This window comes from Stenotrophomonas sp. SMYL86 (assembly GCF_036320025.1).
Taxonomy (GTDB): Bacteria; Pseudomonadota; Gammaproteobacteria; order Xanthomonadales; family Xanthomonadaceae; genus Stenotrophomonas; species Stenotrophomonas maltophilia_A.
Genome location: NZ_JAWIRU010000002.1, coordinates 130170 through 142849, shown reverse-complemented (window position 1 = coordinate 142849; position 12680 = coordinate 130170). Strand labels below are relative to the sequence as shown.

Genomic DNA, 12680 nt, shown 5'->3' with positions numbered 1-12680 from the left:
CCCTCGAGACCCTCCATGAAGCTGTACTACGCGCCCTACACCTGCTCGCTGTCGCCCCATATCGTGCTACGTGAACTTGGCCTCCCCTTCGAGCTGGTCAAGGTCGACAACGCCAGCAAACAGACCGCCGATGGCCGCGATTTCCGCACCATCAACCGCAAAGTCTATGTCGCGGCGCTGGAGCTGGATGACGGGCAGGTGCTGACTGAAGGCCCAGCCATCGTCCAGTACCTGGCCGACCTGAAACCCGGATGCGCGCTGGCCCCACCCATCGGCAGCTGGGAGCGGGTACGACTGCAGGAATGGCTGAACTTCGTGACCAGCGAGATCCACGCCGGCTCGGCGCCGCTGTTCAACGCGGATCTGCCGGAAGCGGCCAAGGCCTTCTTCCGGCAGAAGCTGTTCAAGCGTTTCGACCTGCTGCAGGAGACGTTGGCAACGCAGGACTTCCTCATGGGGCCGGACTTCAGCGTCGCCGATGCCTATCTTTTCACGGTGCTGGGCTGGTGCCGCTTCTTCTCCATCGATCTGGCGGTGTGGCCGGCGCTGCCTGCCTATGCCCGCAGGATCAACGCACGACCGGCCGTGCAGGCGGCGCTACGCGCAGAGGCCGCGTGATGTGGAGCCGAGCACAGGCTCGGCGCTACACCTTTCCAGCCGGCTTCTTTGGTGGATCCTCACAGACCCGGTGCTGCACCACCGTCTCGCCGACCTTCCATTCCTTCGCGACCCTGCAGCGCTCCTTGGCTTTCTGCACGGAGACCGCTGCAGCGTTCGCCTCGTCAGCCGCAGCAGTCTGCTGGCGTTCCAACCACACCGAGGGTGGCGCTGGAGGTGTGGCCAGTGCCGGCCCCGCGAGCAATGCCAGCGCCACCAGCAGCACCGTCCTCATGCAGCCACCGCCCGGCCACCGAGCAGGCGCGCCGGCAGCATGAACAGCGCGCGCAGGAAGGCGAACAGGGCCGAGAAGGTGATGCCGACCAGGCGGAACGGCAGACTCAGCAGCCACACGAACGGCCAAGCGATCAGGGCGAGGATCGCCAGCGGCCAGCACAGCACGAACAGCAGGCACCACACACCGAGCGCGAACAAGGTCTTCATCACGGTCTCCTTGTGGCGGCACCCTGCCGCCTGCGGACACCTTGGCGCCCCGCCCTGGCCGCCCGCAAACGGTTTGCGACGAAACCCGGGCTGGGGGCGATGAAACCGATTGTGGGGAAACCGGAGATTCAGGAGATTGCCGGCCAGCGGCCGGCACTACCGCAGGGATTTACACCGGGACCGCGCCCGGGCGGCCGTGGGTCACCTGGAAACGCGCCGCGGTGCGCACCGCAGCGTCCGTACGCAGCACACTGTCGGTGAAGCGCAGTTCCGCATCCACGGTCTGCCGGTTCAGCTGCAGCTTCCACCAGCCACGGCGGTCGCCGTCGAAATAGCGGATATGCGGGTTCTGCGGAATCGACGGCCCGTAGTACGGCCCGTATGGCGTGTCGTCGCCGCCACTGCTGATCGCCGGAGCGATGAATTCGGTGGCTACGACCGGCGCACTGGCCGCGTCGAAATCCAACTTCAGGTCGTTGACGAAGGTGGAATGCCAGTCGCCGCCCAGCACGATGGCATTGCCCTGCCCGCCTGCCTGCATCGCCTGCAGCAGCCGGTTACGTGCGGCGGGATAGCCATCCCAGGCGTCATTCCAGAAGCGCTCGCGTGGCGTGCCACCGTCCAGCCGCAGCTGCGCCATCAGCAACTGCTGCACCACCACGTTCCAGCGCGTGCCCTGCGCGGCCGCCATCGACTGCGCGAACCACGCCTCCTGGCCCGTGCCGAGCATGCTCATGCGCGGGTCCAGTGCAGCATCACAGCGTGGCGACTCGCCCACGCCACAGGGATTGGCCGGGCGGAACTGGCGGCAATCTAGCAGGGTCAGCTGTGCCAGATCGCCGTAACGCAGGCGCCGATGCACGCGCAGGCCGCCGTTGCCCGCAGGTGTGCTGCGCATCGGCAGATGCTCGTAGAACGCGCGGTAGGCGGCGGCGCGGCGGATGATGAAGTCCTCCGTTGATACGCCGGGTTTTTCCGGGTGGATGCCGGAGTAATCATTCTGTACTTCATGGTCATCCCAGATCACCGCGAACGCGTGTGCGGCATGCGCGGCCTGCAGATCCGGATCGAGCTTGTACAGCGCGTACTGGTCACGGTAGCGCTCCAGGCTGACGGTCTCGCCACTGAAGCGTTGCGCATCCAGCGCACGACCACGCGCGTTCTGCAGCGGGCTGTATTCGTACAGGTAGTCCCCGGCATGCAGCACCAGGTCGACATCGCTCTGCGCGATATCGCGCAGGACCGGGTAGTAGCCGCTGTTCCAGGCCTGGCAGGTGCACAGGGCCAACCGAAGCTGCTGCAGTTGCGTGTCCAGCGGCGGCGCGGTGCGGAAGTGGCCGACCGCGCTTTCCTCATCGCCGTCGCAGGCGAAACGGTAGTAGTAGTCGCGGCCTGGGCGCAGGCCGTTGACCTCCACGTGCACCGAATGCGCCAGCTCGGGCACCGCGGCCGCAGTCCCCCGCTGCACCAGCCGGCGCATGCCCGGGTCCTCGGCCACGAACCAGCGCACCGGCACCGCCCGCGACGGCATGCCGCCGCCATTGAGCGGGTCCGGTGCCAGCCGCGTCCACAATACGGCCCCCTGTGGATCCGGATCACCGGCGCCGACACCGAGGGTGAACGGATCGCGCCCCAGCCGCGGCCGTGGGCCGGCCGTGGCCAGCCCCGGCATCGCCGCCAGCGCGATCGCCGCCCCCGTGCCCTGCCACGCCATGCGCAGCAGGCGACGACGGCTTTCCGGATCGACAGGCCCGCGCATCAGAAGCGCACGGTAGCGGTGGCCATCACCTGGCGCGGCGCGCCGACCTGCATGGTCGCCAGGCTGCGGGTCGGGTCAGCGGCGTAGGTGCCATTGGTGTTGATCGAGGACAGGTAGCGCTTGTCGGTCAGGTTGGTCAGGTTCAGCGCTACGGTCAGGTTCTGCGCCGGGCCGAGCTTGCCGAAGTCATAGGCCGCCGAGGCGTTGACCAGCCAGTAGCTCGGCACCGACACATCGTTGGTATAGGTCACGTAGCGCTTGCCGACATGGTTGGCGGCCAGGCGCAGGTCCCACGGGCCCGGGGTCCACGCCAGGGTGCTGGCGAACATCCATTCCGGGGTGTCGACGGTCGTCTTGCCGCGGGTCGGCACCACGCCGTTGTTCACGTAGTCGTTGTCGTAGGTGCTGTCATTCCAGGACAGCGCATTGGACCAGGTCAGGTCCTGCATCGGCTTCAGCTGCAGGGTCGCCTCGGCGCCGCGGCTGGTCACAGAACCGACGTTGGAGAACAGTGCCGGGCAACCGAGGATGCCCACGCACTGCGCGATGGCCAGCAGGCGGTTGTCGAACTTGACGTCGTACACCGCCACCGAGGCTTCATAGCCGCGGCCGTAGCCACGCCAACCCAGCTCGATGGTGCGCGACTGTTCCGGCTTCAGGTTCTTCGCGCTGGCATCGAAGGCGGCCTGCGGCACATTGAACGGGCTACCCACGCCCAGCGCATAGGCGGCGACGTTTTTGGCGAACGAACCGAAGATCTCGTTGCCTTCGTTGAGCTTGAAGTTGAAGCCGGCCTGCGGCAGCAGGCCCTTCTTCGAGGTCAGGCTGCTGTTGTTGGCATAGCTGCCCAGCGGCGTGCGCACGCTGGTACGGGTGTGCGGCGACTTCGCACCGATGTCGATGGTCAGGCGATCATCGAACAGGCGGAAGCGGTCCTGCACGTAGAACTGGCGGGTGATGGTGGTGTAGCGCTGGTGCCACACGCGCTGGTCCGGGTTGCGCAGGAAGAAGTCGTCGGTGATCGGGCCGTCGATGTAGTAGAAGTTGCGCTGCACGCTGTGGCCGTTGTCCTCGTACCAGAGGCCCGCTTCCAGTTCGTGGCCACCGACGTTCCAGGTGAACGCCGAGGTCACGCCGGTACGGTCGATCGCGTACTCGGTGGTGCGGATCGAGATCGGAATCTCGCGGCTGGTGCCCGGGTTGGACGGATTGGACGGGCTGAACCAGTGGCCCTGGCCACGGTTGCTGTGGTTGTAGACATTGACCTTCAAGCGCATCGACTCGTTCAGGCCGAAATCGCCGGCAATGCTGGACAGGTCATCATTGCGCAGGCCGTGGCCGGAGTAGTACGCATCCCACGGGCTGTTGACGCCGCCGCTGAATTTGCCGCGTGCGGCGGCGACGGCGCGATCCCAGTCCGGCGCGTAGTTGTCCCAGTCCCAGCCGAGGCGATCGATCATTTCCAGCGACAGATCCTGGTAATCGGCCTCGACCCGGCGCGAGGCGTTGAACAGCGCGGTGATCCTGCTGTCCGTTCCGAAGTTGTAGGTGGCCTTGCCGTTGAACTGCTTCAGCTCCTGCGAGCCCTTGCCCTTCCACTTGTCACCTTCCGAATACACGCCGGACAGGTAGGCGGCAAAGCCCTGGTGCTCGCCGGTATCGAGGCGTGCATAGCTGCGGCGTGCGCTGTCACTACCAAAGCTCTGTGCCAGCACGACCCCATACTCGGTGGACGGATCGATCGAGTAGAACTGGAACACGCCGCCGAGGTTGCTGGTGGACGGCGTACCCAGTGCGCCTATGCCGGTGGAGACCTCCGCACCGCCCAGGTTCTCGCTGATCACCGCGCGGCTGATATGCAGGCCGTTGCTGTTGCCATAGGCCATGTTGCCCAGCGGGATGCCATCAAGGGTGTAGCCCAGGCGGTTCTGGTTGAAGCCACGCAGGCTGATGGTGGTGGACCATTCGTAGGCGCCGGTGGCATCGGCCGATTCGAAATGCACGCCCGGCTTGGTCGCAAGCAGCTTCAGCGGATTGGCACCCGGCGGCAGCACCTTCATGTCCTCGGCGGTCACGCGCTGCACCTGGCGCGCTTCACCGCGGCCGATCACCGAGACCGAGTCAAGGGTGGTGGCCGACTGTGCGTCGGTGGCGGGGGCGGTTTCAGCGACAGCCAGCGACGGCAGCGAAGCACAGACCAGCAGGGCCAGCAGATTGCGGCGGAGCGGAGCGTGGGACGGCATGGGGGCGGATTCCTTGGGCACGCTGGACGCCGAAGGGCGGCGTCGAAGGGCAGCAGCGGCGGAATCGTAAAAGCGTCGCGTTACATGTCATTTACACGCCACATACGGACGTTTGGCGTTTCGAATGGTTTGCCGGCCGTGGGGTGGTTGCCGGCCAGCGGCCGGCACTACGGTTATTCGAATGAACCGACCGAGTCGTGGGCCAGGTTGTCGAAGCGGGTGTACTCGCCGAAGAACTTCAGCTTGCACGACCCGGTCGGGCCGCCACGGTGCTTGCCGATGATGATCTCGGCCAGGCCCTTGTCCGGCGAATTTTCCTTGTTGTAGTAATCATCGCGGTAGATGAAGACGATCATGTCCGCATCCTGCTCGATTGCGCCCGATTCGCGAAGATCGGCCATCACCGGGCGCTTGTCGGTACGCGTTTCCAGCGAGCGGTTGAGCTGCGACAGCGCGATCACCGGCACGTGCAGTTCCTTGGCCAGGCCCTTCAGCGAACGCGAGATCTCCGAGATTTCGGTCGCGCGGTTTTCGCTGTTGCCCGGCACGCTCATCAGCTGCAGGTAGTCGATCACCACCAGGCCCAGATCATGCTCGCGCTTGAGGCGGCGGCACTTGGAACGCAGCACTTCCGGCGACACGCCAGGCGTGTCGTCGATGAAGATCTTGGTTTCCTTCAGCATCTTGATCGCGCTGGTGACACGGCTCCAGTCCTCGTCTTCCAGCTGGCCGGTACGCAGGCGCTGTGCGTTGATGCGGCCGTTGGAGGAAATCAGGCGCATCGCCAGCTGCGATGCCGACATTTCCATCGAGAACACCGCCACGCCCTTCTTCGACTTGATCGCCGCGTACTCGGCGATGTTCAGTGCGAAGGTGGTCTTGCCCATGGCCGGGCGCGCGGCAAGGATGATCAGATCGGTCGGCTGCAGGCCGGAGGTCATCGCATCGAAATCGTTGTAGCCGGTCGGCAGGCCGGTGATGTTGCCGCCGTTCTCGAAGCGGCTGCGCAGCTCTTCGAAGGCATCCTTCAATGCACCGGGCATCGCCACGAAATCGGTACGGCCGCGTGCGCCCTGTTCGGCGATGGCGAACACGCTCTTTTCCGCCGAGGCCAGCAGCTCGCTGCTCTCGCGTCCCTCGGGCTGGAAACCGTCGTTGACGATGTCGGTACCCACCTGGATCAGCTGCCGCAGCACCGCCTTGTCACGCACGATCTCGGCGTAGGCCACGATGTTGGCCGCCGACGGGGTGGTACTGGCCAGTTCGATCAGGTAGGCACCATCGCCCACCAGTTCCATCTTGCCCTGCGATTCGAACCACTCGCCCAGGGTCACCGCATCGAACGGCCGCTCGCGCTCGGACAGCTCACGGATCGCGCGATAGATCATCTGGTGGTCGCGGCGGTAGAAATCGCCTTCGGTCAGCTGGTCATTGACCCGGTCATAGGCCTCAGGGGCCAGCATCAGGCCACCCAGCACCGCCTGCTCGGCTTCCACCGAATGAGGCGGTACCCGCAACTGGTCGATGCGCGACTCGTCGCGATCGCGATCGCGATCGAAGCCATCACCGCGCTCTCTGCGGTTGGAACGGAAGCCGGGGCGAGCGGACATGCTGCGGTGTTTCCTGCGAAAGTGGGCCGGACGAGTGTAGGCATGCGCCGACCCCGGCGGCCATGGACAAGCCTGTGGATAAGCCGTGGAGAAACGGGGGATATCCGCCGGTGCCTGGCCAGACTGGCGTGGGAGCGTCGCACTGCCTGCGACGGGCGCCATTGCGGCACCCGAGCGGACATTATCGCAGATGGGGCTGGCAACCGCTGGCGTCAATCGCCCTTGACGTGAACCGCGATCAGCGCCAGGAACCGGTCCACGTAGCCCTGCAGGAATTTCTGCGTGCCTTCATTGTGGACCGTGCCATCGGCATCGATCAGGCCGTCCTTGAAATGAATGAACGCCTCGGGCTGGCCGAGCACGTGCATGTCCAGGAAGGCCAGGCTGTTGCGGAGGTGCTGCTGGGCCACGGCGGTGCCGATCTGGCCGATGGAGGCGCCGATCACCGCCGCCGGTTTGCCGGCAAACGCGCTGTCACCGTACGGGCGCGAGCCGATATCGATGGCGTTCTTCAGCACGCCCGGCACCGACCGGTTGTATTCCGGGGTCACGAACAGCACCGCATCGGCGGCACGGACCTGGTCCTTCAGCCGGGTACCCTGCGCCGGATAGTGGCCATCGAAGTCCTGGTCGTACAGCGGCAGATCACCGATCTGCACGTACTGGAAGCGCGCACGGTCGCCGGCAATCTTCTCCAGCGCATGGGCCAGTTTGCGGTTGCAGGAATCCTTGCGCAGGCTGCCGACGAACACGGCGATGGTGGGGACGGACATCGGGACATACTCCTCACGGTGCGGGAGGCCCAGCCTAGTCGCCGGGCCCTTGCATGCCGGTGAAGATCAGCCGCCGGTCACGCCCGCGCGCACCTGCCGCCAATGCGCCTGCCAGGCCTGGAACATCAGCACGTTCCACAGATGGGTATGCCACTTGCGTTGGCCGCCGAGGAACTGCTGCCACAGCGGCTGTACCGCGGCCGCCGACAGCACGCCCTCCTGCTCCAGCCGCGCGGGCTGCAGCAGGTCTTCGGCCCACGGCCGCAGGTCGCCCTTCAGCCAGTCACTGACCGGCGCGCCGAAACCACGCTTGGGCCGGTGCACCATCGACTGCGGTACATAGCGGCCCAGCACGCGCTTGAGCAGCACCTTGCTGGTGGTTTCACTGCGCTTGAAGCCCAGCGGCAGCGACCAGGCGAACTCGGCCACGCGAGAATCCAACAGCGGTGCGCGGGCTTCCAGGCTGACCGCCATCGAGGTGCGGTCGACCTTGCACAGCAGGTCATCCGGCAGGTAGGTCACGTAATCGGCCAGCATCATCGCATCGGCCGGTGTGCCGGCACCGTGCAACGGGTCGGCCAGGTCGTAGAAGCTGCCCGCGGCCTGCGCCCCGGGCACTGCCGCCGCCGGGTCGCGCCAGCGCGAGATGCGGTTGCGGTACACGTCACCGATGCCACGCGCACCGGACTCGGCCAGCAGCGCGGCCAGGCCGCCGGTACGCGAGGCCTCGCCCTGCTGCTGGGAGCGCGCGCCCATCCAGCGCCGCAGCGGCCCCGGCACACGGCCCAGCATCTGCCAGTTGCGCAGCGCGCGTACATAGCGGGTATAGCCGAAGAACAGCTCGTCGCCACCATCGCCGGACAGCGCCACGGTCACGCCCTGCCGCGCCAGGCGGGCGACCAGCGCGGTCGGCACCTGCGAGGCATCGGCGAAGGGTTCGTCGAACATCGCCGGCAACTGCGGCACCACCGCCAACGCATCGGCACCGCTGACGTAGAGTTCAGTGTGATCGCAGCCCAGATGCGCGGCCAGTTCCTTGGCCAGCGGCGCCTCGTCGTGGCCCGAACCGGTGAACCCGATACTGAAGCTGTGCACCGGCTGGCCACTTTGTGCCTGCATCAGCGCGGCCACCAGCGACGAATCGGTGCCGCCGGACAGGAACACGCCCACCGGCACGTCGGCCACCATGCGCAGCGCCACCGCGTCACGCAGCAGCCCGTCCAGCTGCTCCTCGGCTTCCTCGATGCGGCCCTGGTACGGCGCAGCCAGCGCCGCCTGCATGCGCGCACGCGCATCCCAGTACGGGCGCTGCGCCTGTTCCGGCCGGTGCGCTGCCGCACCCGCCGCCACGGCTTCCGCATCCAGGCGCAGCACGCGGCCCGGCATCAATTTGTAGCAGCGCTGGTGGATGCTGTGCGGCGCCGGAATGTAATCCAGCCGCAGCAGCAGCGTCAGGGCGTCACGGTCGATGTCGTTGTCGAAGGCCGGGTGCTGCCACAGCGCCTTCAGTTCCGAACCGAACACCAGCGTGTCGCCGGCCCAGCCGTAGTACAGCGGCTTCTTGCCGACACGGTCGCGGGCCAGCCACAGGCACTGCTCCTGGCGGTCCCACAGCGCAATGGCGAACATGCCGTTGCAGCGCTGCAGGGTGTCTTCCATGCCCCATTGCAGAATCGCTGCCAGCAGCACCTCGGTGTCGGAGTGGCCACGGAAAACATGCCCCAGCGGCTCCAGTTCGGCACGAAGGGCGGCGAAGTTGTAGACCTCGCCGTTGTAAGCCATCACGTAGCGACCATCGGACGAGGCCATCGGCTGGTGGCCCAGCGGCGACAGGTCGAGAATGCTCAGCCGACGGTGCGCCAGCGCGATGCCGGCCCCGGCATCGACCCAGCTGCCGCCATCATCCGGCCCGCGGTGGTGCAGCGCCTCGCCCATGGCCAGGACCTGCGCCTGCAGCACCTCGGCCGACGCCACCGGCGCCGGCAACAACATTCCCGCCAATCCACACATGCATCAAGGTTCCTGCGCCAGTTCAAGGGCGGCGCCAATCACCGCATTGTCGCTTGGAAGCCCGAACATTGCTGCCCCCGCCAGCGGCGTATAGGTATCGGCACCGCAGACCCGGCGCAATGGCAGGTGGCCGAAACCGGCCTCGACCAGGGCGGTGACCACGCCCTCGCCCACCCCGCCACTGTGGCGGCCCTCGTCCAGCACCAGCACGCGCCGGGCGCTGGCGGCTTGCGCGGCGATGAAACCGGCATCCAGCGGCACCAGCCAGCGCAGGTCGACCACCCGCACCTGCCAGCCCAGCTGCTGCTCGATTGCCCGCGCCGCGCGCAGCGCCATCGGCACGCCGTTGCCATAGGTGTAGACCACCAGGTCGCCTGCCTCCGGCGCATAGACCCGCCCTTCGCCCGGCACCAGCGCCTGGCCCTGGGCGGGGTAGTCGAACAGCCACTGGCCATCGCCCGGCGCATGCAGGTCCTTGCTCATGTACAGCGCGATCGGCTCCAGGAACACCGCCACCCGCCCGTCCACCCGCGCCAGCGCGACCAACGTGCGCAGCATCATCACCGCATCATCGCCGCGCGACGGGCAACCGACCACCAGGCCGGGAATGTCGCGCAGCGCGGTGATCGAATTGTCGTTGTGGAAGTGGCCACCGAAGCCTTTCTGGTAGCCCAGCCCGGCCACCCGAACCAGCATCGGGTTGCGGTACTGGTCATTGGAGAAGAACTGCAGCGAGCACGCTTCGCCGCGCACCTGGTCGATGGCGTTGTGCAGGTAGGCCAGGTACTGGATCTCCGGGATCGGCAGCATGCCCATGTTGGCCAGGCCCTGCGCCATGCCCAGGATCATGGTCTCGTCCAGCAGGGTGTTGAACACCCGGCGTGGGCCGAAGCGGCGCAGCAGGTCCTTGGTGACGGTGTAGACACCGCCCTTCTGCGCCACATCCTCACCGAACAGCAGGCTCTGCGGATACTTGGCCAGCAGTTCCTGCAGCCCATGGTTGATCTGGATGGCGAGGTGCCGTGGTGGCTGCCGCTCGGGCAGGGCCTCCGCACCGCCATACAGCGCTTCGCGCGCATCGGCGGGCACCTCGCGCCGCGCTTCGGCCTGCACCGCCGCCGGCGTGTACGGCGCCAGCGGCGCCATCACCTCCTGCAGTGACTGCAGCGTCGGGCGGCCTTCGGCATCCGCCGCCGCGGCCATGCAGCGCGCGCGCATCGTCTCGTAGGCCACTTCGATGGCAGCCGCATCCATCCAGCCCGACTCCATCGCGATCTGCGCCGAGCGCAGCAGCGGATCCTGCGCCTCGGCCGCGCACAGCTCCGGCAGCGCGCGCCATTCCACCTCGAAGTCGGTGCCGGCGTGGCCCATCAGGCGGGTGGTGCGCAGATGCAGGAAGGTGGGCCGCCGCGTGCGCCGGCAGTGCTCCACCGCCGCCTGCACCTGGGCGTGCCCAGTGGCCAGGTCGAGACCATCAGCGAAGAAATAGTCGAGCCCCGGCTGGCGGCTGAAGCGCTCGGCAATCCAGCCTTCCGGCGTCTTCACTGAAATGCCCAGCCCGTTGTCCTCGCAGACGAACAGGATCGGCGCCGGCAGCTTCTGGTAGGCCGACCACATCGCGGTGTTGAACGCGGTCTGCGCGGTGGCATGGTTGGCCGAGGCGTCGCCGAACGAGCACAGCACGATGCTGTCGGCCGGGATCGGCAACGGCTGCCCCAGGCGCTTGCCGCTCTCGATGGCCAGTGCGGTGCCCAGCGCTTTCGGCAGGTGCGACGCGATGGTCGAGGTCTGCGGCAGCACCCACAACGGTTTGCTGCCCCACACCTTGTGGCGGCCCCCGCTGGCCGGGTCATCGGCGCTGGCGGCGAAAGACAGCGCGGCATCGCGCAGCGGATCGATGCCCGGCACCTGGCGCGAACGCTCGGCCATGAAGGCACCGGAGCGATAGTGCAGAAAGGCTGGATCGGTATGCCGGCAGGCCCGCGCCAACAGCGCGTTGCCTTCGTGGCCGGAGGAACCGATGGTGTAGAAGACCTTGTTCTGCACGCGCAGCACGCGTGCCATCAGGTCCAGCTGGCGGCTGGCCAGCTGCGAATCGAACAGCTCGCCAAACGCGGCGGCAGTGAGCGTGCTGCCCGGCAGGATCGGCGCATCCGGTGCCGGGCGCGGACGCGGGGTGCCGCGCCAGCCACGTACCGCATCGAGGAAGTTGACGTCGCACACTTCGGCGCGGTTGAGCACGCGCATGCGTGCGGGAATCGGATCTGGAACCACAGCGAACATCGAACACCCTCCGTGTCGTTGTTGCATTCCGCCCGGCGCTGGCCAGACGCTACCCTGTGGGGGTCACCCTGGTGAGAGTCACGCAGCCTCGAAGCGAGCACGCACCTCGGCGGTCACCGCCGGCATCGGCAGGAAGCGCGGTTGTTCACGCACGCGCTGCAGCCAGCCACGCACTTCCGGGAATGGCTCCAGGCTGATACCGCCCTCTGCCGCCACGTCGGTATAGGCAAACAGCGCGATATCGGCGACGCCATATCCGTTGCCGGTGAACCATTGCGCCTGGCGCAGGTGCTGCTCCATCACCGCCAGCGCGGTGGCGGCGCGCTCGTGCAGGCGCGGCAGTTCGGCGCGGCGCGGTGAATCAGCGGGGGTCCAGCCACGGATGAAGCGCGCCACCGCCACGCACGGCTCGTGCGTGTACTGCTCGAAGAACATCCAGCTCAACGCCTGCGCGCGCTCCCAGCCATCGGTGGGCAGGTACGGCGTGCCCTCGGCCAGCCAGAACAGGATCGCGTTGGATTCGGTCAGCACGCGGCCATCGTCGCGGACGATCAGCGGCACCTTGGCATTCGGATTCAACGCCAGGAATTCGGGGGTGTGGGTCTGGCCATGGGCACTGTCCACCTCCACCCAGCGGTAGCGGCTGCCGAGCTGCTCCAGCAGCAGGCGCACCTTGTGGCAATTACCCGAGACCGACATGCCATGCACCGTCAACGGGACGCGCTCTTCCACCATCGCCTGCTCCATCGGATCCGGCCGGCGGCCAGCTGCGTGCAGTCTGGCAAGCGCGCCGATGAATGCCAAGCGCGGGTGCAGCATGGCAACCCGGTAGTGGGGGGCGGCGGGGGGGGGCCCCGCCCCCCGGGGCCCCCGGCCGGCGGGCCGCCAGGCCCCGGGGGCC

10 protein-coding genes are annotated in these 12680 nt (G+C 67.2%); 1 reads left to right on the top strand and 9 read right to left on the bottom strand.

Annotated elements, in window-relative coordinates; genetic code table 11:
* Positions 1-15: 15 nt before the first annotated feature.
* Positions 16-618: a glutathione transferase GstA gene (gstA, locus tag V3B64_RS03265; RefSeq protein ID WP_329913609.1), complete on the top strand. Its 603-nt coding sequence runs from the start codon at positions 16-18 to the stop codon at positions 616-618.
* A 25-nt stretch (positions 619-643) separates the two neighbouring features.
* Here gstA and V3B64_RS03260 read toward each other — a convergent pair whose 3' ends face one another.
* The 9 genes from V3B64_RS03260 to V3B64_RS03220 all read right to left on the bottom strand — a co-directional run bounded on the left by V3B64_RS03260 (position 644) and on the right by V3B64_RS03220 (position 12514).
* Positions 644-892: a hypothetical protein gene (locus V3B64_RS03260; protein ID WP_049460552.1), complete on the bottom strand. Its 249-nt coding sequence runs from the start codon at positions 890-892 to the stop codon at positions 644-646.
* A complete protein-coding gene (locus V3B64_RS03255; protein WP_010486834.1) occupies positions 889-1101 on the bottom strand; it encodes a hypothetical protein in 213 nt (70 codons plus the stop codon). The genes V3B64_RS03260 and V3B64_RS03255 overlap by 4 nt, the downstream gene beginning before the upstream one ends.
* Before the next feature lie 169 nt (positions 1102-1270).
* A complete protein-coding gene (locus V3B64_RS03250) occupies positions 1271-2860 on the bottom strand; it encodes an alkaline phosphatase D family protein (RefSeq protein WP_329913608.1) in 1590 nt (529 codons plus the stop codon).
* On the bottom strand, positions 2860-5103 hold the full coding sequence (locus V3B64_RS03245) for a TonB-dependent receptor (RefSeq protein WP_253143568.1): 2244 nt from the start codon (positions 5101-5103) through the stop codon (positions 2860-2862). Before V3B64_RS03245 ends, V3B64_RS03250 begins: the two co-directional genes overlap by 1 nt.
* 173 nt (positions 5104-5276) lie before the next feature.
* Positions 5277-6713, bottom strand: coding sequence for a replicative DNA helicase (locus V3B64_RS03240; RefSeq protein ID WP_032129633.1), 1437 nt, complete (start codon positions 6711-6713; stop codon positions 5277-5279).
* 212 nt (positions 6714-6925) lie between these two features.
* Entirely contained in the window at positions 6926-7486 is a 561-nt protein-coding gene (locus V3B64_RS03235; protein ID WP_032129634.1) for an NAD(P)H-dependent oxidoreductase, read from the bottom strand.
* A gap of 66 nt (positions 7487-7552) precedes the next feature.
* Positions 7553-9496 (bottom strand): asparagine synthase (glutamine-hydrolyzing), encoded by a 1944-nt coding sequence (gene asnB, locus V3B64_RS03230; protein ID WP_182266401.1) that lies wholly within the window; start codon positions 9494-9496, stop codon positions 7553-7555.
* A 3-nt stretch (positions 9497-9499) separates the two neighbouring features.
* A complete protein-coding gene (locus V3B64_RS03225; RefSeq protein WP_329913607.1) occupies positions 9500-11779 on the bottom strand; it encodes a thiamine pyrophosphate-dependent enzyme in 2280 nt (759 codons plus the stop codon).
* Positions 11780-11857: 78 nt separating this feature from the next.
* The gene (locus tag V3B64_RS03220) at positions 11858-12514 is read right to left on the bottom strand and encodes a glutathione S-transferase family protein (protein WP_121505110.1); all 657 of its coding nucleotides are present in this window, start codon (positions 12512-12514) and stop codon (positions 11858-11860) included.
* Positions 12515-12680: the final 166 nt, after the last annotated feature.

Coding starts and splice junctions, on each gene's coding strand:
- V3B64_RS03255 (WP_010486834.1), bottom strand. CDS start 1,101: ATGAAGACCTTGTTCGCGCTCGGTGTGTGGTGCCTGCTGTTCGTGCTG.
- V3B64_RS03225 (WP_329913607.1), bottom strand. CDS start 11,779: ATGTTCGCTGTGGTTCCAGATCCGATTCCCGCACGCATGCGCGTGCTC.
- V3B64_RS03240 (WP_032129633.1), bottom strand. CDS start 6,713: ATGTCCGCTCGCCCCGGCTTCCGTTCCAACCGCAGAGAGCGCGGTGAT.
- asnB (WP_182266401.1), bottom strand. CDS start 9,496: ATGTGTGGATTGGCGGGAATGTTGTTGCCGGCGCCGGTGGCGTCGGCC.
- V3B64_RS03235 (WP_032129634.1), bottom strand. CDS start 7,486: ATGTCCGTCCCCACCATCGCCGTGTTCGTCGGCAGCCTGCGCAAGGAT.
- gstA (WP_329913609.1), top strand. CDS start 16: ATGAAGCTGTACTACGCGCCCTACACCTGCTCGCTGTCGCCCCATATC.
- V3B64_RS03245 (WP_253143568.1), bottom strand. CDS start 5,103: ATGCCGTCCCACGCTCCGCTCCGCCGCAATCTGCTGGCCCTGCTGGTC.
- V3B64_RS03250 (WP_329913608.1), bottom strand. CDS start 2,860: ATGCGCGGGCCTGTCGATCCGGAAAGCCGTCGTCGCCTGCTGCGCATG.
- V3B64_RS03220 (WP_121505110.1), bottom strand. CDS start 12,514: ATGGTGGAAGAGCGCGTCCCGTTGACGGTGCATGGCATGTCGGTCTCG.
- V3B64_RS03260 (WP_049460552.1), bottom strand. CDS start 892: ATGAGGACGGTGCTGCTGGTGGCGCTGGCATTGCTCGCGGGGCCGGCA.